Annotated in this window: 27 protein-coding genes and 1 pseudogene; 25 read left to right on the top strand and 3 right to left on the bottom strand. The window is 44.3% G+C overall.

Annotation, left to right across the window (positions count from 1 at the left end; all coding sequences use genetic code 11):
- Positions 1 to 760 precede the first annotated feature (760 nt).
- From AB4Z33_RS26370 to AB4Z33_RS26420, 11 genes are all read left to right on the top strand, one after another.
- Positions 761 to 1,327 carry a histidine phosphatase family protein gene (locus tag AB4Z33_RS26370; RefSeq protein WP_442052751.1) on the top strand — a complete coding sequence of 189 codons (567 nt, stop codon included), beginning with the start codon at positions 761 to 763 and terminating at the stop codon, positions 1,325 to 1,327.
- Between the two features lie 107 nt (positions 1,328 to 1,434).
- The gene (locus tag AB4Z33_RS26375; RefSeq protein ID WP_442052752.1) at positions 1,435 to 2,238 is read left to right on the top strand and encodes a hypothetical protein; all 804 of its coding nucleotides are present in this window, start codon (positions 1,435 to 1,437) and stop codon (positions 2,236 to 2,238) included.
- 38 nt (positions 2,239 to 2,276) lie between these two features.
- The gene (locus AB4Z33_RS26380; RefSeq protein WP_442052753.1) at positions 2,277 to 2,813 is read left to right on the top strand and encodes a hypothetical protein; all 537 of its coding nucleotides are present in this window, start codon (positions 2,277 to 2,279) and stop codon (positions 2,811 to 2,813) included.
- A gap of 80 nt (positions 2,814 to 2,893) precedes the next feature.
- Positions 2,894 to 3,319: an NUDIX hydrolase gene (locus tag AB4Z33_RS26385; RefSeq protein WP_442052754.1), complete on the top strand. Its 426-nt coding sequence runs from the start codon at positions 2,894 to 2,896 to the stop codon at positions 3,317 to 3,319.
- 17 nt (positions 3,320 to 3,336) lie between these two features.
- Entirely contained in the window at positions 3,337 to 3,810 is a 474-nt protein-coding gene (locus AB4Z33_RS26390; RefSeq protein WP_442052755.1) for a GNAT family N-acetyltransferase, read from the top strand.
- A 64-nt stretch (positions 3,811 to 3,874) separates the two neighbouring features.
- Positions 3,875 to 4,540, top strand: a complete 666-nt coding sequence (locus tag AB4Z33_RS26395; RefSeq protein WP_442052756.1) for a hypothetical protein — start codon at positions 3,875 to 3,877, stop codon at positions 4,538 to 4,540.
- A 37-nt stretch (positions 4,541 to 4,577) separates the two neighbouring features.
- Entirely contained in the window at positions 4,578 to 5,039 is a 462-nt protein-coding gene (locus AB4Z33_RS26400; protein ID WP_442052775.1) for an arsenate reductase/protein-tyrosine-phosphatase family protein, read from the top strand.
- A gap of 289 nt (positions 5,040 to 5,328) precedes the next feature.
- Entirely contained in the window at positions 5,329 to 5,793 is a 465-nt protein-coding gene (locus AB4Z33_RS26405; RefSeq protein ID WP_442052757.1) for a VOC family protein, read from the top strand.
- Between the two features lie 17 nt (positions 5,794 to 5,810).
- Positions 5,811 to 6,296 (top strand): NUDIX hydrolase, encoded by a 486-nt coding sequence (locus AB4Z33_RS26410; protein WP_442052758.1) that lies wholly within the window; start codon positions 5,811 to 5,813, stop codon positions 6,294 to 6,296.
- Positions 6,297 to 6,312: 16 nt separating this feature from the next.
- On the top strand, positions 6,313 to 6,792 hold the full coding sequence (locus AB4Z33_RS26415) for a DinB family protein (RefSeq protein ID WP_442052759.1): 480 nt from the start codon (positions 6,313 to 6,315) through the stop codon (positions 6,790 to 6,792).
- A 338-nt stretch (positions 6,793 to 7,130) separates the two neighbouring features.
- On the top strand, positions 7,131 to 7,790 hold the full coding sequence (locus AB4Z33_RS26420) for an SGNH/GDSL hydrolase family protein (RefSeq protein ID WP_442052760.1): 660 nt from the start codon (positions 7,131 to 7,133) through the stop codon (positions 7,788 to 7,790).
- A gap of 111 nt (positions 7,791 to 7,901) precedes the next feature.
- Here the strand turns inward: AB4Z33_RS26420 and AB4Z33_RS26425 are convergent, their stop codons facing one another.
- Positions 7,902 to 8,555, bottom strand: coding sequence for a suppressor of fused domain protein (locus tag AB4Z33_RS26425; protein ID WP_442052761.1), 654 nt, complete (start codon positions 8,553 to 8,555; stop codon positions 7,902 to 7,904).
- A gap of 315 nt (positions 8,556 to 8,870) precedes the next feature.
- Here AB4Z33_RS26425 and AB4Z33_RS26430 point away from each other — a divergent pair, with 315 nt between their 5' ends.
- The 6 genes and pseudogenes from AB4Z33_RS26430 to AB4Z33_RS26455 all read left to right on the top strand — a co-directional run bounded on the left by AB4Z33_RS26430 (position 8,871) and on the right by AB4Z33_RS26455 (position 12,427).
- The gene (locus AB4Z33_RS26430) at positions 8,871 to 9,506 is read left to right on the top strand and encodes a histidine phosphatase family protein (RefSeq protein ID WP_442052762.1); all 636 of its coding nucleotides are present in this window, start codon (positions 8,871 to 8,873) and stop codon (positions 9,504 to 9,506) included.
- A 38-nt stretch (positions 9,507 to 9,544) separates the two neighbouring features.
- Positions 9,545 to 10,069: a DinB family protein gene (locus AB4Z33_RS26435; protein WP_442052763.1), complete on the top strand. Its 525-nt coding sequence runs from the start codon at positions 9,545 to 9,547 to the stop codon at positions 10,067 to 10,069.
- Complete coding sequence (locus AB4Z33_RS26440) at positions 10,053 to 10,592, top strand: YcxB family protein (protein ID WP_442052764.1); 540 nt, start codon at positions 10,053 to 10,055, stop codon at positions 10,590 to 10,592. The genes AB4Z33_RS26435 and AB4Z33_RS26440 overlap by 17 nt, the downstream gene beginning before the upstream one ends.
- Positions 10,593 to 10,667: 75 nt before the next feature.
- On the top strand, positions 10,668 to 11,201 hold the full coding sequence (locus tag AB4Z33_RS26445; RefSeq protein WP_442052765.1) for a nucleoside-triphosphatase: 534 nt from the start codon (positions 10,668 to 10,670) through the stop codon (positions 11,199 to 11,201).
- Positions 11,198 to 11,758 (top strand): shikimate kinase, encoded by a 561-nt coding sequence (locus tag AB4Z33_RS26450; RefSeq protein ID WP_442052766.1) that lies wholly within the window; start codon positions 11,198 to 11,200, stop codon positions 11,756 to 11,758. Before AB4Z33_RS26445 ends, AB4Z33_RS26450 begins: the two co-directional genes overlap by 4 nt.
- Before the next feature lie 25 nt (positions 11,759 to 11,783).
- Positions 11,784 to 12,427, top strand: a pseudogene (locus tag AB4Z33_RS26455) (pyridoxamine 5'-phosphate oxidase family protein).
- Between the two features lie 68 nt (positions 12,428 to 12,495).
- Here the strand turns inward: AB4Z33_RS26455 and AB4Z33_RS26460 are convergent.
- Positions 12,496 to 13,269, bottom strand: coding sequence for a VWA domain-containing protein (locus AB4Z33_RS26460; RefSeq protein ID WP_442052767.1), 774 nt, complete (start codon positions 13,267 to 13,269; stop codon positions 12,496 to 12,498).
- 352 nt (positions 13,270 to 13,621) lie between these two features.
- The gene (locus AB4Z33_RS26465) at positions 13,622 to 14,539 is read right to left on the bottom strand and encodes a helix-turn-helix domain-containing protein (protein ID WP_442052768.1); all 918 of its coding nucleotides are present in this window, start codon (positions 14,537 to 14,539) and stop codon (positions 13,622 to 13,624) included.
- A gap of 121 nt (positions 14,540 to 14,660) precedes the next feature.
- Here AB4Z33_RS26465 and AB4Z33_RS26470 point away from each other — a divergent pair, with 121 nt between their 5' ends.
- From AB4Z33_RS26470 to AB4Z33_RS26505, 8 genes are all read left to right on the top strand, one after another.
- A complete protein-coding gene (locus tag AB4Z33_RS26470) occupies positions 14,661 to 15,719 on the top strand; it encodes a Gfo/Idh/MocA family protein (protein WP_442052769.1) in 1,059 nt (352 codons plus the stop codon).
- Positions 15,716 to 16,573 carry a sugar phosphate isomerase/epimerase family protein gene (locus AB4Z33_RS26475; RefSeq protein ID WP_442052770.1) on the top strand — a complete coding sequence of 286 codons (858 nt, stop codon included), beginning with the start codon at positions 15,716 to 15,718 and terminating at the stop codon, positions 16,571 to 16,573. Before AB4Z33_RS26470 ends, AB4Z33_RS26475 begins: the two co-directional genes overlap by 4 nt.
- A 27-nt stretch (positions 16,574 to 16,600) precedes the next feature.
- The gene (locus AB4Z33_RS26480; protein ID WP_442052771.1) at positions 16,601 to 17,491 is read left to right on the top strand and encodes a sugar phosphate isomerase/epimerase family protein; all 891 of its coding nucleotides are present in this window, start codon (positions 16,601 to 16,603) and stop codon (positions 17,489 to 17,491) included.
- Between the two features lie 162 nt (positions 17,492 to 17,653).
- Entirely contained in the window at positions 17,654 to 19,378 is a 1,725-nt protein-coding gene (locus AB4Z33_RS26485) for a methyl-accepting chemotaxis protein (protein WP_442052772.1), read from the top strand.
- Between the two features lie 184 nt (positions 19,379 to 19,562).
- Positions 19,563 to 20,495 carry a manganese-dependent inorganic pyrophosphatase gene (locus AB4Z33_RS26490; RefSeq protein WP_337100065.1) on the top strand — a complete coding sequence of 311 codons (933 nt, stop codon included), beginning with the start codon at positions 19,563 to 19,565 and terminating at the stop codon, positions 20,493 to 20,495.
- 103 nt (positions 20,496 to 20,598) lie between these two features.
- Complete coding sequence (locus tag AB4Z33_RS26495; RefSeq protein ID WP_442052776.1) at positions 20,599 to 20,907, top strand: DUF6509 family protein; 309 nt, start codon at positions 20,599 to 20,601, stop codon at positions 20,905 to 20,907.
- A gap of 151 nt (positions 20,908 to 21,058) precedes the next feature.
- Positions 21,059 to 22,063 (top strand): phosphotransferase family protein, encoded by a 1,005-nt coding sequence (locus tag AB4Z33_RS26500; RefSeq protein WP_442052773.1) that lies wholly within the window; start codon positions 21,059 to 21,061, stop codon positions 22,061 to 22,063.
- A gap of 194 nt (positions 22,064 to 22,257) precedes the next feature.
- A complete protein-coding gene (locus AB4Z33_RS26505; protein ID WP_442052774.1) occupies positions 22,258 to 22,752 on the top strand; it encodes an SRPBCC family protein in 495 nt (164 codons plus the stop codon).
- The last annotated feature ends 198 nt before the right edge of the window (positions 22,753 to 22,950 follow it).

Raw genomic sequence — 22,950 nt, forward strand, 5'->3', positions numbered from 1 at the left:
AGACGTAAGACGTATAATCGATTTAAATAACATTAATGACAGATTAGAGGTAATTAATAAATTCAATTCATTCCGTATGTAAGCAGTTTCGAGGGTGGCAGTTGCATCACATAACAACGTATTCACGCTTCGGGCTATTCGACCCTCGGTCCGGACCGGAGTCTGAGGTGAATTCGGAGAAAAGATTTCAGCAACGAAGATGCAGATTCAGTCAGACACATCCGCATCATCTAACCGCATCGCGAGCGCCCCTTCGGGGCTTAAGGTGGTGGGACGTCGTGAATACAACAACGTTATATGCAATCGGGCAAGATTAATAAAGATTGAACAATGCCACTACCAATATTTACAGGTAGTGGTATATTTGTATTGTCTGGTGTAACTGTTGCTCTATCAATAACGGTAGGGATTAAGATAAATAAATAATCCAATAGTGATAGGATTGTAAATATCGATAAATCAGGAAAGGACGACAAAGACTATAAAGACTGAAAAACAAATAAAACGGGACAAAAGTCGAATTGTGTAAGATAAATCAATGAAGGCCCGACAGCATATAACACCGTATTCACGCTGCGGGCTTACGCCCTACGGTCCGGCCGAAGTTGAAAGGCGAGGAAGTAGAATCAGCTGGACAACCACTGCGAGCCAAAGTCTGACGACCTGTGCCCTTCGGTCACTTAAGGCTCTCGGGTTCGTGAATACAACAACGTTATGTGAAATCACAGTAATATAATAAGTTAGATTTGAAGGAGGATATATGAAGACCATCATCTATATGGTTAGGCATGCTGAATCACCATACACTGAAGGAACCGAAAGAACAAGAGAACTCACCACTAAGGGCAAGGGCGATGTTGAGAAAGTTACACAAATTCTTAAAGGAGAAGGAATAGATTTTATTATATGTAGCCCGTATAACCGAGCAATACTGAGTATTGAGGGATTGGCACAATACTTGGGAGTAGAAATCAAAACATTTGAAGATCTCAGGGAAAGGTATTTTGCTGGAGAAATTATTGAAAATGCTGAGTTATTGTCAGTTATTAACGGGAAATTTAATGATTTTGATTATTCATTACCGGGTGGGGAGTCTAATTCTGATTGCCAGAATAGAGCGATATCAGTGATAAAAGACATATTAAAAGAACATTCCGGGAAAAAAGTAGCTATCGGAACACATGGACTTGTAATGACTTTGATGATGAATTATTTTGATTCAAGTTATGGTTTGGATTTTTTAAATCAATTAAAGAAACCAGATATTTATAAATTACGTTTTGAAAATTTAGAATTAAAAGAAGTAACAAGACTGTGGAATGAATAGAGATTCGGGCCCTCGATCCGCCAGAAGTTAGGGGGGACTCAGAGAGGCATATCAGTTGCATTCGGAGTGGGGCAACTTTTGTGAAAATGAATTTAAGGAGTGGCTGAATGGAAAGGGATATTGCATTGAAATATTCGAATAAGTTCAAAGCATTACTAGAACTACAAGACAAGGTGAAAAGCATTCATCCTTTGCTAAGTGAACATTTCCCGATTGCGATTGTTGAGGATAAACAGCTACACATCTTTGAATATAAGAAAGGAAGCTACAGTTTATCACATAGTGAACCTGATACCATGGATTTACCAGTAGGTGTCAGGGCTGCTTTTCCGCTGGAATGCATGCAGAATCAAGCAGCTGTTGTTGTAACTGGAGAAGTGTTTGACACTGTTAGTGAGCAAGTGATTATTTTTCATGAGTTTGTGCATTGTTACCAGTACCACACATGCGAAATGCCATTGAGGGAACATATTGATTTAGCCAAACGGTCAGCAAACACAGGCGATTCATGGGAATTAAACTACCCGTTCCCTTATGCGGACAATCGGTACATAGAAATCACAAGGTCATTATTTGAAAGTTTAGATAAGAAGGATGACAAGTTAATAGGTTCGACAAGAAGAAAACTTAAAGTGTGCTTGACTACTGAGCAAGTCGATTATATGGTTTGGCAAGAATGGAAAGAGGGATTTGCAAGATACATTGAGAATCAGGTCAAGTTTTTTCTGGGAATTAATTTGAATCACGGAGGAAGGAATGAACCATACAGTCGAACTACCTTTTACGAGATGGGCTCACAATTCATTGAACTTATCGTCCAAGCTTCACCAGGTTCACTTTACAAAATTGAAGAGCTCTATTACGCATTGAAAAATGATTTGTTTTTTGAGAATAACAATAACGTTAGATGAAGTCTTCGAATGATATCTCAAAGCAAAGGAACAATCACATGACACTCTATATGCATCATTACTTTGAAAAAGATATAGGACCGTTTAAGAACTTATCAGAACTTTCTGTGAGTGAAGCGAATAAAGTCTCTGAGTGCATTAGACGAGATGGAAAGACTTTCGCAAGCCAGAGAACGAATGACTATATGGTCATACGAAGAGAACTAGAGCTTTTAGCTCGCGATCAATTTATCGCAAAAGGTGGAAAGCCCAAAAATTCTTTTCCTCATTACATGACATTAGGAGCTTGTGATTGGCTTGAGACATGGTATACGAATCCGGATGCTATCGTGATACCATGGGATAAGTTTTTAGAAGAATCAATTAGTTTTACATATGGCGATCTCTTTCCAACAATGAGATATCTAGACGGAAAACCATACCGTAAACAAGTCTTCAATAAGAAAGAAATTATAGAAATTATCAATGAATACGGTTTTCCGCAAGACTGGAACAAGAGTGGGGATAAAGGACCAGAGAGATATATTGAAGTTCAAGTATGGGATGATGAAGAAATCAGGAGATATTTTGTTTGATTCTCTGTGGGTCGAAGACTTCATCTATATGATGGAATCGAAACTGGAATAGATACTAGTATAAGTAGGGAGAGACTTTTATGACCCCACCTAAGCATATTGTTTCCGCAGCTGCTATTGTTATAAATGAAAAAAACGAATTGTTGCTTATTAAAGGACCTAGAAGAGGCTGGGAGATGCCTGGCGGACAAGTTGAAGAAAGAGAAGCCTTAAGCCATGCAGCCATAAGAGAAACGAAAGAGGAGTCCGGAATCGATATAGAGATTATTAAATTCTGCGGAATCTTTCAGAACGTAGGGAATTCAGTTTGCAACGCACTGTTTTTAGCGAAGCCTGTAGGCGGACAATTGATAAGATCGGAAGAGAGCTTGGATTCAGGCTTTTTTCCAATAGAAGAAGCACTGAAAAAGGTTACTTGRAAAGATTTTAGACAAAGAATTGAATACTGTTTGAGACCTGAAATGCAGCCGTTTTGTATTGAATTTCATGACGATAACAATATTTGAGCGTAAGGGGTAATCAAATGGATATTACGTTATTCAAATCAAGTCTTAAGGAAGCATCGGTTATTCACGAAATACAAATTAAAGCATTCAAACCTTTATTATATAAATATCGAGATTATGATACCAGTCCTGCTAATGAATCTTTGGAACGAATTATTGATCGATTAAAGCAATCGTTCACGGACTATTACATTATAAAAAGCTCAAATCTATCCGTAGGTGCAATTAGGATCGTAAGAAAAGAGAATCAAACCTACCGCGTCAGCCCAATCTTTATTTTGCCTGAATTTCAAGGGAAAGGAATTGCTCAAAAGGTATTTTCCATTATCGAAGAAACTTATAACGGTGCGAGGCTTTGGGAGTTGGATACAATATTACAAGAGCAGGGTAATTGTTATCTCTATGAAAAATTAGGTTATCAAAAGACCGGAGAGATAAAACAAATTAACGACAAAATGACGATTGTGTTTTATGAGAAACGCTTGATGTAGCTGCTCTTAGTCGATATTCATGTTATTAAAGTCAAGAACAGAATAAGAAGGTGAGTCCAAATAGATGATTTCATTTCTGTTATCGATTTTGTTATATTCATCTCCTAACACTGTATTTTCCAATGATGAAATTGCTCAATTCGAAGAATTGGCTTTAACAATTAAAGAGGGGCGTTTGATTAATGATCAGTTACCATTTCAAAAGTCTCGATTCTTAAGGTATTTATCTTTGAATGGTAACTATGTTTTTCATGGCTCTAACAATCATAATATTGAATGCTTTGAACCCCGCGAACAAACTCTATATAACGGAAAAATGACGAAAGCCGTTTTTGCATCCTCAGACCCGATCTGGTCCATTTTTTTTGCAATATTCAATCGAAGCCGGTTAATCGGAAGTTTTAGGAATGGCTGTATTGTTGGCCGAAGCAAGAAATATCATTTTTATTCAATAAATGAATCCACAATGAAGAATAAGCCTTGGACAGAAGGGATGGTATACATCCTTCCAAAAGATAAATTTGAAGCGTCAGGCCATGGGAAAGTTCAATTTGATGAATGGATCTGTCATGAGCCAGTTATGCCAACCGGTAAGCTGAAAGTTTCAATGGAAGATTTCCATTATCGGAATAGAATAGCGACACATAAAGATAAAGAATCATTGTTTAAGACATGGATATTTTATAAGGCAAGAGCCTCTCGGAGTCCTGAACACACAACGACGGTATAAGAAGATCGAAGCAAGAAACGTGAAAGGGTTGATTCGTGTGAAAATCTTATTCTTATGCACAGATAATTTTACTCGCAGCGTGATTGCTGAGTTTTGCACTAAAAGTTATTTAAAGCGGAACAATATTAYCGATATTTATATTGCTTCTTCAGGAATAAGAGCTAACAGTGATATCAGCAACTATTCAGATCTTCATTTTCAAATTATGAAGGACATGGGTATAGATGCATCGGAATTTAAGAGAACTCAGTTCAGCGAAGATGCCTTTATTAACAATGATTACATCATTGGAATGAGCGGTTTACATAAGGACTATGTACGGGAAGAGTACAACAAGGAAATTTATCTGTTCAATGAAATTTATAATGGGCGGAATACTCCTGTAAACATTGGAGCTCCGGATAGCGTTGATTTTGAGGATAAGATGAAAGAACTAATTCTTTATTTTTATAATGCGATACCAGTATTATTGAACAATTTAAATAAGTTAAGAGYATGATGAGATCTTCATGCAAGCAATAGAGGTAGCCGATCTGGAAAGATTAATAAAGATACAAATATACCATTACCAACATTTACAGGTAGTGGTATATTTGTATTGTCTGGCAGAACTGGCGTTTGGGAAGTTCGTTTTCTAAGATAACTCTAGAAGGTAAAGTCTTCTGGTCTGCGTGAATACAAAAGCGTTGTAGGAATTACTACAACGATTTGATAGATCACAACCACATTTGGCATCTTACTAATAAAGTAAGTAAAACTTTAAACCATAAGACCAAGGAGTGATTTCAGTGGAGCGTGAATTTTCTTTTTCTCGTATTGGATATGTATATGTACCTACAACAAGAATCGATGAATCCATTGCATGGTACACGGAGAATTTGGATTTTAAGTTAATACAGAAGTTTCAGGACCGAGGTTCCTATTTAGCCGTTTTACATCATCCTCATTTGAATTCAATAGCTTTATTACTAATTGAAACCATAGATAAACAACCAATGGAAATAAAAAGGAATGGAAACTCATTTCCGATCATGGCACTAAACTGCCCGGATATTGAAAGAACCCATAAGTTGTTAAAGAATAAAGGAATTAACGTTGAAGATTTACATACCCTTGGAGCTGGAGAAGCCAAATATTTTTATTTTAGAGATAATGAAGGCAACCTATTAGAAGCTGCTTGGTCGATATGGGATCCACAAGATGAATATAAAGAAGAATTTGTAGACAAAGGAAATTATAAGATAAAAGATTAACTGAGAGGTTGATTATTATGTTTTATGTGAATACAAGAGCAATCATTGAACGACATATTGATGGCCATATAGAAATAGTAGTTCAAAATAGAGTAAAACCGAATGAGCCAGTAACAATTGAACTTCCAGGTGGGCGAATTGAACCATTCGAATCATTAATACAAGCTTTGAGAAGAGAAGTGAAAGAAGAAACCGGCTTGGATCTTTCTGAAATTGAAGGCGAAGAATTAAGAATCGTTACTGAAGGAAATTACTTTGAGGTAGAATGTGTTAAACCTTTTGTAGCATTTCAAACTGTAAAAGGTCCGGTAGATTCACTTGGTTACTATTTCAGATGTAAAGCAACCGGAGAATTGCTGGAATCAGGAGACGAAACAGCAGGCATTAGGTGGATCAAGCTAAGAGATTTAGTAGAGATGTTGGAAGATAACCCTCTACAATTTTCAGATATAGATCGAGCCGGTATTCAATATTATATAAACCAAATAACTMTTAATGAATAGTTAAGGAGGCTGCAGCATGTTGAAGCTATTCGAGTATAACTGGCAAGTCCGCCATGATTGGTTCAAATGGTGCGAAACGGTGAGTGAAGAAGAACTGCTGAAGAAACGTACAGGCGGCATAGGATATATCCTTCCTACACTGTATCACATTGTTGCGGTCGAGTACGGCTGGATCTGCGGTGGAATACAAGAAAAAGGGATTGAAATTCCACCGTTCGAGAAATTGGCCAGTGTGCAGCATATTATAGATTTCTCTGAACGTTGCCACGCGGAAGTTGCTCCATTTGTCTATGCTTGGAATGACAGCATGGAAGACCGAATTATGATTGATATCACGGATGAAGGGGAACGCGAGGCCCATAAATACGGCGAAGTCATGCGGCATGTGATCGCCCACGAAATCCATCACATCGGCCAATTGTCTATATGGTCACGGGAAATCGGAAAGCAACCAGTTACTGCAAACTTTATTGGCAGAGRTTTATTTTTAGCTTAGGAGGAGAGTACCCTGGAGTATATCTTTCCAATTCTGATTGTATTGGCTTTTCTTTTTACGCTTGTAAGAATTGAAATTAATACAAAGAAAAAACTGGATAACGATGAAAGAATTATTGAGCGTCTTGATTTGATTATAAAGGATCTCAAGCAATCAAGAAGTGATGGTGATTGATTTCTAATAACGCCTTGAATGGAGATATACTATTTTTCAAAAGGCATTATACGTATTTCATTCTATTACAGTATCATGGAAAGAGAGTGGCCTGAAGTAAGGTTGCGACTTGACGGATTTATGGGACAAAATTATCGGCAAACCAAAAGGAGGCATTTATAACGATGTTATTACAACCAAAATCAAAGCTCGTTATGATTGGAGATTCGATTACGGATTGCGACCGGGCTAGACCGCGAGGGGAAGGGCTATTTGGAGCCATCGGGAAAGGCTATGTATCACTTGTTGATGCGCTGCTGACGGCGGCTTATCCGGAGTTTGGGATCCGTGTTGTGAATATGGGGACGGGCGGCAATACGGTGCGTGATTTGAATGAGCGTTGGCAGACGGACGTATTGGATTTAAAACCGGACTGGCTGTCGATTATGATCGGTATCAATGATGTGTGGCGTCAATACGATCTGCCTGCGCAGACTGAGCAGCATGTCTATATTGATGAATATGAAGACACGCTTGAACAATTGGTCTCTAGCACGAGATCACAACTACAAGGGCTTGTATTAATGACTCCTTTCTACATCGAGCCGAACGAGGCAGATGCGATGCGCAGCACAATGGATCAGTACGGTAAGGTTGTCAAAAAGATTGCAGATAAGTATGATGCTCATTTCGTCGATACGCAGGCGGCATTTAACCAAGTGCTAACCCATATTTATCCGGGAACACTTGCTTGGGATCGCGTGCATCCGAACATGGCGGGACATGCTGTGATCGCGCGTGCTTTCCTAAAGGCGATCGGTTACGACTATAACCGTACTCTATAAGAAGGTTAAATGAAGTTTTTTATATAATGGGAAGGCAGCGGCGGTCAGGGATATTTATTAACTAGTCCATGACTACCGCTGTTGTGATAAAGGGGATCGTCTAAATGAGTTCTAGAAGAGACCAAAAACTTTTTTACAAGTATTCTTGCGGTTTAGATTAACGACATCGTCCGTAGCTGCTTTTATTAGCTTCCCAAACAAAGCCTCCATGCCATGTTTCAGCTTGTAGTCCATTTCCTCTTGGTAGATTGGGATCAATGTGAAGAAGTGTACGACTTTTTCATTGGATATATCCAAATTGAAAAAACCTTGTTTATCTTCAACGTCTGGTACTGCAAGCAGCATACCTTGGAATTTCGAGTCTTCGCTGTATGGTTTTGTTGGATTACCGTTCGTGAGTGTATGCCCCAAGTATAGCCAAGTGTTATGTTCATGCGGGAATTTTGCAAGTGTTTTGAGCGCGCGAATAGGCCAGAAATTGCGTTCATCTTTAAAGGCTTCGTCCGATATTTTCCAAGTTGGCGGCAAGCAGATCATAAGCTCGGAATAACGGAATTCCTCCGCCCCATCAGGAACAGTCATAGGCAATTCGCTCATCCCATAAGTCACCAGTGTATAATAATTCCGTTTCGAAGTAGGGGCCGCTACTATAACATCAATCGATACCAAATCCGATACGATTTCCCGAAAAACACCTTCAATTGGGCCGATATATTTTTCAACATGGTTACACAATATTTCATAGTTTTCTGTAGAACGAACCATAAGAATACCTCTACATTCAATATCATACTTATATGCTAAGTTTCGACAATTTAATTAATAATCCTTCCTTATTATAGAAAACAGTATGAAGGAGTGTTTAGGGTGAAAGATGCTTTATATTCAAAGGAAAACTGATGCCTGTGTTGCTCTACAGCACCAATCACATACATAAATTACATGATCATTTGAAAGAAATTGAGGTAGAAATAACTTTTTATCAAGATGAAGGATTTGGATGGGTTCTAAAATTCATTGATCTTAATGGGAACATGTGGTAGTCATTCAAATTACTAATTCCATGAAAGAGGCAAATAGATGAACGAAGTAACCACTATATATCTTACTAGACATGGTCAAACGGAGTGGAATATTCAACATAGATTTCAAGGACACAATGACTCCCCCCTCACTGAACTAGGAATTCAACAAGCCAAATGGTTAGGGGAGTCCCTTATTAATGACAGAATAGACGTAATCTTCTCGAGTTCAAGTCCAAGAGCTGTTAGGACGGCCGAGTTAATAGCTGATGAAAGAGAAGTACATATTCATACTAGCGATGAACTTAAAGAGATAAGCTTAGGGATATGGGAAGGCATTACCCAAGAAGAAGCAAAGAGCGTAGACCCCTTGCAATATAATAATTTTTGGGACGACCCTGAAGCCTTTAAAGTGCAGGATAGTGAAACGTTTTCTGATGTTTCTAGGCGTTCGGTAAATCTGCTACATGACATTATAAAAGAATATTCGGGCAAGTCCATACTCATTGTAACTCACACTGTCGTAGTTAAACTCATCATGGCGTATTTTGAGAATCGAGCATTAAACAATCTGTGGAAGCCGCCATATATTCATCCAACCTGTTTAAGTAAAATTGAAATCCATAAAGATAAACATTCAATTATTCTTCATGGTGATGTTACGCATCTTAAAGATGCGTTGATTGAGAGTTGAATAGAGTACTAACTCGCATTAGAGGAGGAAGAGTAAGGATGCTTTACGACTTACAAGGAGAAGCGGGTATGGCACCTATTGTAGGGATGTTATATTCTGCAGTTAAAGAGAATAACCAACGGCTACAATTAATCACTGACGGCATGGAGCAAGATGAAATCGATTACAAGGGACCATATAACAATTTTAATTGTACAGCTCAATTAATCAAACATATTATGTATGTTGATCTGAACTGGGTTTATAGAATAAAGGGACAACCGCTTCCTCCGTCATTAAGAGAGCTATATGGCCCTATGATAGATGAAAATAATAGGCTTCCGATGGTCAATGGGGTGTCATTGAACACACTTATGTCAAATTATGAAGCTGTGATAAAAATGTTAAAGGAATCATGTGAACAAATAACAGACGCTGATCTTGGTAATCTTGTAACTTTCGGACATGAAAATGAAAAGCGAGCAACTATACGTTGGGGGCTGTGGCATATGGCTGATCATAGCCGTTACCATCAAGCTCATATTAACCAGCTTAGAAGGTGGTATAGTGAAAGAGACCGATAGGGAAAATGTAGAAGGAGCTAGAGTTATGGAGAGTATTAACTTCACGTATGGAAATCATTTTAGCCGTGTTGCTAATTTAATCTTATTCAATTCAATAAAGTATAGAATCATCCTGTCGTTAGAATTATTATTGTTTATTTGCTGTTTTTTGATTGCGTTGTGGTCCGACGCCAATACCCTACTTTACATATCATTTGGCGTGTTGGCAGCGATGCTGTTGAATGTCGTTTCCCAGGTTGTAATCATACCTAACAAGATGGCAAAGGATCCGAAGTTTAATCAGCAAATTGAGATGAGTTTTGATTCGGAGAGCATTGAGTTGAGAGTGGCAGAAGCTGCTTCTAAAGTGAAATGGAATTACTTTGAGAAGGTATGGGAAAATAACGATTACTACTTATTATTTCACAATAAAAAACAGTACTGGATCATACCAAAGGGGTCTATTAAAGATAGTGAGCAACATGATCTTTTGAGGAATCACATCGCGAAGAACCATGAAATTCGTTCTGGGATTATTCGCTGAAAGAATTAGTGATCTCAAGAGATTAATAGTGAAATAAGTTATATAAAACCTTTTACAAAAGGGTGGTGTTAATCGTTGAATGAACATKTATTCCTACTTACAGGGAAGCCTAGAATAGGCAAATCAACGATGATTAAAAAACTAATTCACGACATTGGGCCTGATATTTGCGGCGGGTTTTATACAGAAGAAATAAAGAATTCAAGTGATCGGATAGGATTTCGATGTGTGTCTATTAGTGGAGAACATGTAGAAATAGCTAATGTGTCAAGTCAAAGTCAGATTCGAGTTGGCAGATATGGAGTTAATATAGAAGCATTCGAAAAATTCGCTATAACATTATTAGAGGAAGCTATGAGTACGAAGAAAATAATTGTCATCGATGAGATTGGCTTTATGCAGATGCTTTCTGCAGCTTTTCAAAAAATAGTGCAGCAAATTGTCTCTGATAATAGTATGGTTGTTGGGACAATTCCTGTGGATAGTCATCCTGAAATAGATAAAATCAAATCCTTAAAGCAAGTTAAGCTGGTAGAGATAAATGAATTCAATCGGGATACGATATCCCAATCTATATCAGATGATATCTTGAAAGGACTATTACCATGAAACTAGTGATTATATTCGGGCCGCAAGCGGTTGGTAAAATGACGGTAGGACAAGAGTTGGCCAAACGAACAGATTTGAAATTATTTCATAATCATATGACGATAGAGCTCGTTTCTCCGTTCTTCAGTTACGGGAGTCAGACTGGCAAACGGTTAGTTGGTCTTTTTCGAGAAGAGATTTTCAAGGAAGTAGCGGTTAGTGATTTGGAAGGCTTGATTTTTACATACGTATGGGGCTTAGATATTCCCGCTGACTGGGAGTATATTGAGAACGTGAGCCGTATATTTGAATCTAAAGGCGGATCTGTGTGTTTAGTTGAGCTTGAAGCAGACGTTGAAGTAAGGCTGGAGCGCAATAAAAGTGAAAATCGCTTATTGCACAAGCCTACTAAACAAAACGTTGAACGATCAGAACAGGATCTGTTAAAAACGATGGAATTGCATAGATTGAATTCGCATCCAGGAGAATTTGATGATCGCAATTACATGAAAATCAATAACACCAATCTTACTCCGGAAACGGTTGCTCAAATGATAGTTGAAAGATTTGGATTATAAAGAATGGAGTAATGAGATGGAGAAAATGAAATCCGTATTTAACAATCAAATAACGTCGATAGATGAACTAGAATCAATGCGTTCTGAGATTGGTTACCCGGGTACGCTTGCCTCTAATAAAGTCATCCATGCTTTGGATTCTAATAGTATAGAGTTTATTAAAAAGTCCTCTTTCATCGTGTTAGCAACATCTAATCATGAAGGCTTATGCGATGCTTCGCCAAGAGGAGATGCGCCTGGTTTTGTGCATGTGTTGATGAGAAACATCTATTCATCCCAGAACGACCGGGAAATAAGCGGATGGATTCCATACAAAATATTTTACAAAATCCCCACATCGGGATCATTTTTATGATTCCAGGTATGGAAGAGACGTTCCGAATAAACGGCAAAGCTTGCGTTACTCGAGATCCGGCATTACTAAGTGAGACGGCTGTGAATGGAAAACTTCCGATAATGGGGATCGGAATTGAAATCGAAGAGTGTTATATCCACTGCGCCAAAGCATTTAAACGTTCAGGATTATGGACCCCGGACAGCAGGCTGCCAACGAGCGAGTTGCCATCTGCTTCAAAAATAATTGCTGCACATGTTAGAGATAAAATGGCAGTAACAGAAGAGCAAGTTAAGGATTCGTTAGAGGAGACTTATACGAAGCGTTTGTATTAACAATATAACCATAAACAAATCCCCTCGGTCGACTGTCGACCACAAGGGGATTTGTTCGTTTATTGTGATTACTGAATAAGCTGCTTGCTGCGCGCTTCGTTGATCCATGAAGGGAATTCACCGAGCAGCTTGTCGTACAGTTCGTCGTCGTTCATGCGGTCCAAGCTTCTGACGCTGAAGAAGTTGGCGTTGTCGATGAAGCGGCCGGGCAGGTTGTCGAGCTTGTCCAGGAACGCGAACCTTTCGTTGCCAACGCCGACGAATTGGAAGAAGAGTCCGAGTTCGGAGGCAAGTCGTATCATTTCTTCGGTGTCGGCGTCATCGAAGCAGTTGCCGTCCGTTACGAAGATGACATAGACCGGCACCTGATTGCGATAGGCCGATGCGTCGATCGTGTAGTTCTGCTTGCCGCCGAGGCCGAAGAAGGAGCCGGTCTTGCCGCTCTTGCGGAGCGCCTTCGGGAAGTAGAAGTCAATGATGCGGCGAATGACGCCTGCATAGTTCGTGCCCGGTTCTAGCTGATACTTGCGAATGATCTCGCGGTCTACGAACTCGTAGAAATTGCTTTTGGCAATCTCGCCTGCAGCATGGTCACGAACGCCGAACAGGAATACATCGGCTGCCTGATTGTCGTCGAAGTTCATTGCTAGTCCAAGCGTCCGCTGGCAGGTGCGCTGTACGACGCCCTTGCGGAACAGATCGCTCATCGAGCCTGAGATGTCGAGCGCTAGCGCCACGCGGGCACGAACGCCGTTTAATCCTTTTTTGGTAAGAGAGATGGTAGCTTTCTTGGATAGGTCGATCAGACTTTCTTCTGCGCGTTTCCTTAGATCGATACTCATATGTGTCCTCCCTTGGAACGATTATGGTTCATCGTTACTGTACTACGGACAAACGATGATAGGGATGCAACAAATATGGAAAATACAGAACACAATGGAGAAGAAGTTGGAGTAGGGGAGCAGATAGTGAGGGGGTTCCTTGATTTGTGAGGATAATCTCACTAAATGGGGCTGTTACAAGTTGATCACAGAAAATAGTGAGCCAAACCTCACTCGCCGTGAAGCTAGGTTCATGGCGAATGAGGTTTAACTCACTAATAGGCGAGCTAGACGCGAAAGCAGGGGAAAATAGTGAGGATGGGCTTATAGCTAGTGAGATTAGCCTCACTATTTATGCCCGCACCAAGACCTGCTAGTTGCGTCGAAGCGAAGATGGGGACACCTTCTTGTTGCGCTTGAATGTGCGGCTGAAGTAGTAGATATCGCTGAAGCCGGTCGCTGCCGCAATCTCGGAGACGGTAAGCGCCGTATGGCGCAGCAGATGGTCGGCCTGGTTCAACCGGGTAGCGGTCACATATTCGGTAACCGTCTTGCCGCTAAGCTCCTTGAATAAGCGGCTGAAGTGATAGCGGCTGAGACCCGCCATGGCGGAGAGCTGCTCTACGGTCAGCGCTTCCTGATAATTGTCATCGATGTAGCTGAAGATCGGAGCGAATCGCTCGATGTTCTTCAAGCGCTCGTCGGATTCGTTCTCGGTCAGCACCGTGGCGACATGGCTGCGCAGCAGCAGCGTCAGCAGCCGGTACAGCTCGGACTTGATCGCCAGCTCATAGCCGAATTCGCGATGCTGAAGCTCGTGGATGATCGCAAGCATGCAAGCCGAAGCCAGCTTGTCGCCGCGGATATGGTTGTGCAGCAGAAGCCTGTTCTGCAGCATCGGAGTGATGAACTTGGTTTCGGCGTCGTCAACGGACTGGCTATGCAGCAGAGAGACATCGGCGATGAGAGCATAGTAGAACAAATGGTCAGACATGCTGATTCCGGAGTGCAGTTCATTGCTATTGACGACGATGAGGTCGCCCTCGGCAGCGTGAATGGCCGTCCCGCCGCACTCAATGATTGCCTCGCCCGATACAAAATAAAGAAACTCCAAATGCTCATGCCAATGGCTCGAAAACAGTGTTTCGCCATTTTCGTTGAACGTCGTTCTATGCACCTTGATTGGAAAATGGGGGTTCGGCATGTCCATAGGCTCTCGCAGCGATTCGAAAAGATCCGTCAAGGTTTCATTCCACTCCCTCATGATTATGTAGATAATGCCTGCAGTCATATCGGCAGCACGATTATACAAAAAAACCGCACACACTTGCATTGGTGATCTGCTATTTTTTCATTATAATACGAAATTATAAGCTAGTCATACTACACAACAATTAGAGGAGAGATTGGCAATGAAAGCGGTCAAAATTGGAGTTATCGGAACAGGCTCTATCTCATCATGTCATCTTCAATCTTATCAAAATAATCCAAACGCCGAGCTTTACGCGGTATGTGATCTGAACGAGGAGCGCGCACAGAAGGCTGCCGACAAATACGGCGCTTCCAAAGTGTACACGGACTATCGCGAGCTGCTTGCTGATCCTGCGATTGAAGCGGTCAGCATCTGTACGTGGAACAACACGCATGCGGAGATCAGCATCGCCGCGCTTAACGCCGGCAAGCATGTGCTCGTTGAGAAGCCGCTCTGCCGCACGGTGGAAGACGCGCTTCTCGTCCAGGAGGCGGTTGCTTCATCCGGCAAGCTGCTGCAGGTCGGCTTCGTCCGCCGCTACGACTCCAATGCGCAACTGCTGCGCTCGATGGTCGATAAAGGCGAGTTCGGCGAGCTGTATTACGCGAAAGCAACAACAATCAGACGTCTTGGCAACCCAGGCGGCTGGTTCGCTGACAAGGAACGCTCCGGCGGCGGTCCGCTGATCGACATCGGCGTCCATGTCATCGACCTTTGCTGGTACATGATGGGCAGACCGAAAGCTGTATCTGTCAGCGCCAATACGTATAGGAAGCTGGGCAACCGCTCCAACGTGAAAAACCTGAGCTTCTACAAAGCGGCTGACTATGATCCGACGCAAAACTCGGTGGAGGATCTCGCGAATGCGCTTATCCGCTTCGAGAACGGCGCTTCGCTGCTTGTTGATGTCAGCTTCACGCTTCATGCGAAAGATAATGAAGGCGCAGTTAAGCTGTATGGCGACAAAGGCGGTTTCGAGATCGATCCGGAGATGGTGATTGTTACGGAAAAGGACGATACGATCCTGAACATTTATCCGCAAACCGATCACAAAGGATTCAATTTCGATACCGCATTCCAAAACGAAATCAATCATTTCATCGATTGCGTGCAGCAAGGTAAAACCCCGATCAGCCCGGTGGAAGACGGCGTTGAAATTATGAAAATTTTGTGCGGCATCTACGAATCCGCAGCAAAAGGTGCGGAGGTTCGTCTATGAAGTTAGGAATTAGCACGTACAGTCTATACCAAGCACTGGGCTCCGGTGCGATGTCGGTCACAGACGTGATCGATTATGTCGCCGATCTGGGAGCGGAGCATGTCGAGATCGTCCCTCTTGGCTTCGATCTGACGAATAACCCAGAGCTGGTCGATACGATCCGCAATCATGCGGAGAGTCGCGGCATTGAGCTTTCCAACTATGCGATCGGCGCGAACTTCGCCGATCTAGACGACGAGGCATTCGCTGCCGAGGTGGAGCGCGTGAAGCGCGAGGTGGATATCGCGGCTGCCCTCGGCGTGAAGCGGATGCGTCATGATGTCGCTTCTTCGTCGGACACTACGATCGGACACTTCCTGCAGCAGCTTCCGCGTCTAACGGAAGCTTGCCGCCAAGTTGCCGACTATGCGTTACAATACGGCATCACAACAAGCGTGGAGAATCATGGCTACTTCATTCAACATAGCGACCGCGTGAAGGCACTCGTGCAAGCGGTTGATCGTCCGAACTTCAAGACGACGCTTGATGTCGGCAACTTCCTATGCGTGGACGAGAATCCCGTTGTAGCGGTAGCAAGCAATATCGGTCTCGCATCGATGCTGCACGTGAAGGACTTCTATTACCGTCCCGCGTCTTACTCGGCGAGAGACGGCTGGTTCGGAACGTCCGGCGGCAATTGGCTGCGCGGCGCTATCTCCGGTCACGGCGATATTGATATTCCGGGGGCGCTACGCAAAGTGAAGGAAGCCGGTTATGATGGTTATATATCGATTGAGTTCGAGGGTATGGAAGAGTGCCGTCTTGGCACAAGACTTGGCTTCGAATATGTGAAGCGCATATGGAATGAGCAATAATCTAATTCATAACGAGGAGGAATCTTAATGGCTGCACCAATTATGACGAATAAAATTGGCGTTATCGTCGACAGCTTCCAGATTGGCGTTAAGGAGGGCTTGCTTAAGGCGAAGCAGGTGGGAGCGGACGGCGTGCAAATGTATGCCGTATCGGGCGAGCTTGATCCTGCCAATCTATCTCCGGCTGCAAGACGCGAATGGCGAGCTTATATCGATTCGCTTGGCCTTGATGTGTCGGCATTAGTCGGTGATCTTGGCGGCCACGGCTTCCAAGATCCGGCGGCGAATCCGGCGAAGATCGAGAAGTCGAAGCGCATTATGGAGCTGGCGCTGGAGCTCGGTACGAACATCGTAACCACTCATATCGGCATCGTACCTGATGATACGAACAGCCGCATCTACGAAACGATGCATAAGGCTTGCGTAGAGCTAAGCGAATATGCCAACAGCATGAACAGTCACTTCGCTATTGAGACGGGTCCTGAGACGTCCGCACATTTGAAGTCGTTCCTTGACAGTCTTGGTTCGAGGGGCGTTGCGGTCAACTTCGATCCAGCCAACATGGTCATGGTGACCGGAGACGATCCGGTTCAGGGCGTCTATACGCTTAAAGATTATATCGTGCATACGCATGCGAAGGACGGCGTGAAGCTGGGGGATATCGATCCGCGTGATGTGTACGGGCAATTCGGCTACGAGAAGGAGCTCAATCACGAAGAGATCGCGAATATGGCCGAGTCGGGCTCTTCATTCCGCGAAGTTCCGCTCGGCGAAGGCGGAGTGAATTGGGACGGTTATTTGAAGGCGCTGCATGACATTGGATATAAGGGTTATTTGACGATCGAACGAGAGGTTGGCACGAATCCGGAAGCCGACATTAGCAAGGCTGTACAATTCCTCAAGCGCTACAGAGGATAATCAGATTTTGTTCAAAAAAAGATATTCGGTTGGCCTTCGATTGAGGGGCTGACTGAGTATCTTTTTTTTTGCGCATTTCCCTTGGAAAGAACGATAGCGTAAATGCCGTTGAATCTTGTAAAATAGTGTCAAACAGATGAAAGAAAGAACGGGGGATCTTTGTTGAATCGGTTATTAACGAGAATGGTCTTATTTTTCTCAAGCTTGATCGTGTTAGCGGGCGCAATACTAGGTTATACGATTTATGGGTCGGCTTCGGGACTCGTAGAAAATTCGTTAGGAGCGCAGGCGCAGCTTATAGCCGAGAGTGCGGCGCGTCTTGTCGATCCTGACGCCTATGCCGCCCTTAGTGCCGAGTCAGGCGAAACGGATTATTATTTCGAGCTTCGCGAGAAGATGAACGCGCTTAGAGAGACGAACGGGCTTAAATATTTGTATACGCTCGCAGAATCGGAAGGAGAGAACGGAGACAAGACGTATTATTATGTCGTCGATGGCGCGCCGATGGACGTAGCGGAGGATGACTTCTCGCCGCTCGGCGAGCCGGAGGACAATCACTATCCAGGTATGGTAAAGGCGTTTGCCGAAGGCAAGACGCAGGTTGGCGAACTGACGAATGACGAGGAATACGGCGCTACGATTACCGCTTATGTGCCGCTCTTGGCGAAGGACGGTACGATGCTCGGCATTGTAGGCGCGGACTTCGACGCCACGAACATCTATGCGCTTATGGCCGACAATCGTAGGACGACCATCCTAGTGACGATCGGCATTATCATTGCTGGCATTTTGCTCGTTGTCGTTCTGGCGAGCTATTTGACAAGGCCGCTTATTCAATTGACATCACATGTGGCTAAGGTAAGAGAAGGGGATATGACGGTAGAAATCCCTGTGAATCGCAAGGACGAGATCGGACATCTGGCAAGCACCTTCCAGCAGCTCGTAACGAATACGCGTACCGTCATTCAGAGTATGCGAGACAGCTCGGAGCGGCTGCTGTCTGTCTCGGAGGACGTATCCAGCCATGCGCGCAGCACGGAGGAAGCAAGCCGCCTTATTTCGGCCAGCATCCATGAGGCGTCTGGCGGCGCCGACATTCAGGTTGTTCGCGCTGCCGACATGACCAAGGCTGTAGAGAGCATGACGCACAGCATGCTTCGCATTACGGAATCGTCGCAGGTCGTGGCGGACGTGGCCAGCGAGACGATGAAGCAGACGACGCGCGGCGGCGAATTGATCGTCGACGTGACGGAAGAGATGAATGAGCTGCATCAGTCTGCGACGAAGATGCTTGCCGCGACGAAGCATCTCGAGAGCCGATCGGGTGAGATCGGCGAGATTACTTCGGTCATGGCCGACATCGCGGCGCAGACGAACCTGCTCGCCTTGAATGCGGCGATTGAGGCTGCCCACGCGGGAGAGAACGGACGGGGCTTCGCGGTTGTCGCAGAGCAAGTGCGCAAGCTTGCGAATCAATCGCAGGATTTCGCAACGCAGATATCGGTAATGATCGGCGATATTCTTGAGCAGACGACAAGCCTGTCGTCGGATATGGAGTCGAACGCGGCTCGCGTCGAGACGGGGCTTCAGCTTGTGAAGGACGCAGGCGATGCATTCCGCTTCATCGTGGACGGACTGGAGACGGTGAACGAGCAGCTCCAGGAAGTGTCCGCCGCTTCGGAGGAAGTATCGGCGGAATCGCAGGAGGTGGCGGCCTCCGTAGAAGAGATGGAGCGCATCTCMCGTCAATCGGCCCAGCATTTCGGAGGCATTGCCGACAATTCCGGGAACCAGATCGTATCGATGGAGGAGGTTCGTTCGTCCTCTGAATCGATGCGGGAGCTATCCGCTGAATTGACATCGCTTAACAAACGTTTTAGGGTGTAATTAAGGCGATCGGTCCTCCGTATCGGGTTTGGATTGTTATTTTTCGGTCATAATTCTGTGTATAAGTATAGGAATAAGATGGACTTAGCGGTATAATGTTGGTTAAATGCAGATCAGGTCGGGTAATGCCACTCAGTATGGAGGCATCAGCCCGGCCTAATATAATGATTAAGGAGTATTCGAAATGACTAAAACGCTTATTTTCGGGCACAAAAACCCAGACACTGACACAATCACTTCGGCGATCGCCTACGCGGAACTGAAAGCGAAATTGGGTAAAGACGTTGAAGCTGTTCGCCTTGGCGAAGTTAACGGCGAAACGCAATACGCTCTGAACTACTTCGGTATCGAAGCACCGCGTCTTGTCGAGAACGTGGCTGACGAAGCGAAAGAAGTTATCTTGGTCGATCATAACGAGCGCCAACAAAGCGCGAATGACATTGATAAAGTGCGTGTCGTAGAAGTTATCGATCACCACCGCATCGCTAACTTCGAGACAAGCGCACCGCTTTACTTCCGCGCTGAGCCTGTTGGCTGCACAGCTACAATTCTTAACAAATTGTATAAAGAGAACGGCGTAGCGATTCGCAAGGAAATCGCAGGCCTGATGCTTTCTGCTATCGTATCGGACTCCCTGTTGTTCAAATCGCCGACTTGCACGGACGAGGACGTTGCAGCAGCTAACGAATTGGCGGCAATCGCTGGCGTTGACCCGCAAGTATACGGTCTTGCTATGTTGAAAGCCGGCGCTGACCTGAGCGACAAATCGGTAGCGCAATTGATTTCCCTCGATGCGAAAGAATTCGCAATGGGCAGCTACAAAGTGGAGATCGCGCAAGTGAACGCGGTTGACGTGAACGACGTGCTTTCGAAACAAGCAGAAGTAGAAGCGGCTCTTAACGACATTATCGCATCCAAAGGTCTTGACCTGTTCGTGTTCGTCGTTACAGACATCCTTAACAACGATTCCGTAGCGCTTGCGCTCGGCAACAAAGCCGGTGCGGTTGAGAAAGCTTACAATGTTACGCTTGCTGATAACAAAGCTGTACTTAAAGGCGTAGTATCCCGCAAATCGCAAATCGTTCCTGTGTTGACAGAAACGCTTAGCAACCTGTAATCGTTTCGTATTATTAGCGGCAGTCCGATGCTTGCTTCGCAAGAATTGAACTGCCTTTCTTTCTTGATGTATACACCCCTAGGAGTGGATGAGAGTGGAAGAGATGTTCGAGGTAACGGAATATAGCATGGAGCTGTTGAAGGATCCGTTCGGTATTTTGACCGGGCAGCGCTATGAGTTCGTGCTTGACTTAAATATTGACGAAGAAGACGAGCTGTATTCGGCAGAGGGTATCAGTCTTCGCGTGATCTACGTAGTCGATGGCGAGCAGTCGCGTATTGCGAAATACGAGTTTTTGAAGCGGACGTCGAATCAGTATGTGGACTTCGAATTGGAAGAGGATGAGCATGCTTGGGTGGAAGCTTACTGCAAAGAATGCTTAGAAAATCCAGGAGTAGAGCAACAGCAATAAGAGTATATAACGAGGACGTTTCATTCGTTAGCCTTCGGGCGGCTGATGAGGCGTTTTTTTTGTGCTTTTTGGAAGGAATCCTTCTGGCATTGGAGAATGAGTCAAGTAGCGCTAGTTAAGGTATGAGCAGCAGACGATGGAGCAGGCAGCCATGCGCAACTTTGAGCAAGGCAGGAGAGAGATCGCTATGGATAACGGAATGAAGCATAAAGTAACGAATGAACAATTGTCGCGCTTGATAGAGAGAACCTTCGGCGTTAACACTGTGCAAGTGGAGGAGCTATCGGACGGCTGGGCCAATACGGCTTACAGGATTGAGCTGTCGAACGGGAAAACGGTTATTATGAAGGTTGCGCCGCTAGCAAGCATGAAGATGATGAGCTATGAGAAGGGCTTAATGAAGACGGAAGTCGAGACCTTAAGACGAATGAAGGAGCTTGGCGGCATCCCGGTGCCTGACGTGCTAGCTTATGGCGTGGATGATGACATTGTTGGCAGTGATTTTTTTGTCATGGAGAAGCTGGAGGGCACAACTTATAACAAGCTGAAGGAAAGCATGTCCGAGGCGGAGCGTTATGGGATTGAGTTCGAGCTTGGACAATATAATCGGCGGATTAATGAGTTGACGGGCGAATGGTTCGGTTTATATGCGGACGATCAGGAGGGCGAGAGACAGAATCGCTCTTGGCGGGAAACGTTCCATAAGCTGATCCTGGACGTGCTGGAGGACGGGCGTGCTGCGGGATTTGCGTTGCCTATCGCTTATGAGGTGATCGAACAAGAAATCGCTGCCCGTTTGGATTGTCTGGATGAGGTGACCGTGCCGCGTCTGGTCCACTGGGATCTATGGTCTGGCAATGTGTTCGTTCAGGATGGACGAATTACCGGTATTATCGATTTCGAACGGGCGTTATGGGGCGACCCGCTGATGGAGGTTTACTTTGGCCGCCTCAATCTATCTGAAGCTTTCCTGAAAGGGTATGGAAAGGACGGACTGACGGATGCCGAGAACAGCCGGAGAGCCCTGTACAGCCTATATTTGGACCTCATTCTAACCATCGAATGCGCTTACCGACTTTATGAAGACAACGGTCATGTGGAGTGGACGAGGAACAACTTCGAGCAGGGCTGGGAGCAATTTTTGWAGTCAACGTAGCGGTAGAGCTTGAACTTAGGAAAGCATAGCGTACCCAATAAAACCTATAAAAATAATAAATACGATTTGACTTGTAATGAGCGTGATGAAAGCTTTCTTGCTTTTCAAATGAAATGACTCCCTTTGTTGTTTGGTCGTATTCCTTAACTTATTATGGCATTAAGCTATCATTACGTGAAGAGGAGAGATGTTGCATGTTAGCTGTCGTACAGAAAGCGGAAGCGGGTTACATGGCTAGATTCGAGCGTTACTGGACGCATTCCACGGAGGAGGTATGGTCCTGGCTGACGGACAACGATAAGCTGCCCATATGGTTCTCTGAGCTGCGGGTGGATGAACTTCGCGAAGGCGGAGTAATCAAGTTCGATATGCAGGACGGAACTTTCGAAGACATGGTCATTACGGAGCTCCGGACTGGCTCTGTGCTGGAGTATACGTGGGATACAGACCGCGTCCGATTCGAGCTTTATGAAGATGGCGTTGGCGGGTGCAAGTTGGTTTTTACCGAGATCATAAAGACGATTACGAGCCATACGCCGCGAGATATTGCAGGTTGGGACGTTTGTCTGGATGTCATCGGTATGCTGCTGGAGGGTGAAAGAGATCTCGTAACGCCCGAATTCCGCAAAGGGAAATGGGAAGGCCGGTATGAGCAATACGTCCGCATATTCGCTGATCTTACGAATTGATGCGTTGAGGGGCTTATAGGGAGCGGGCTGAGCTGGGCTTGCTGTTTGTAAGTTCCTTTTTTTGTTGCTACTCATTTGCACACATCCCCTTCCGTTATTAGCGCAATAACGGCATTTAGTCGAACTAATTGGGGACGCTTAGCTGAAAGTCGATGACGTAAAATTGTTTGTGTACCAAGATTTGTAGCCTTGTCGGAC

It is taken from the genome of Paenibacillus sp. 2TAB19 (assembly GCF_052115185.1).
GTDB lineage: Bacteria > Bacillota > Bacilli > Paenibacillales > Paenibacillaceae > Pristimantibacillus.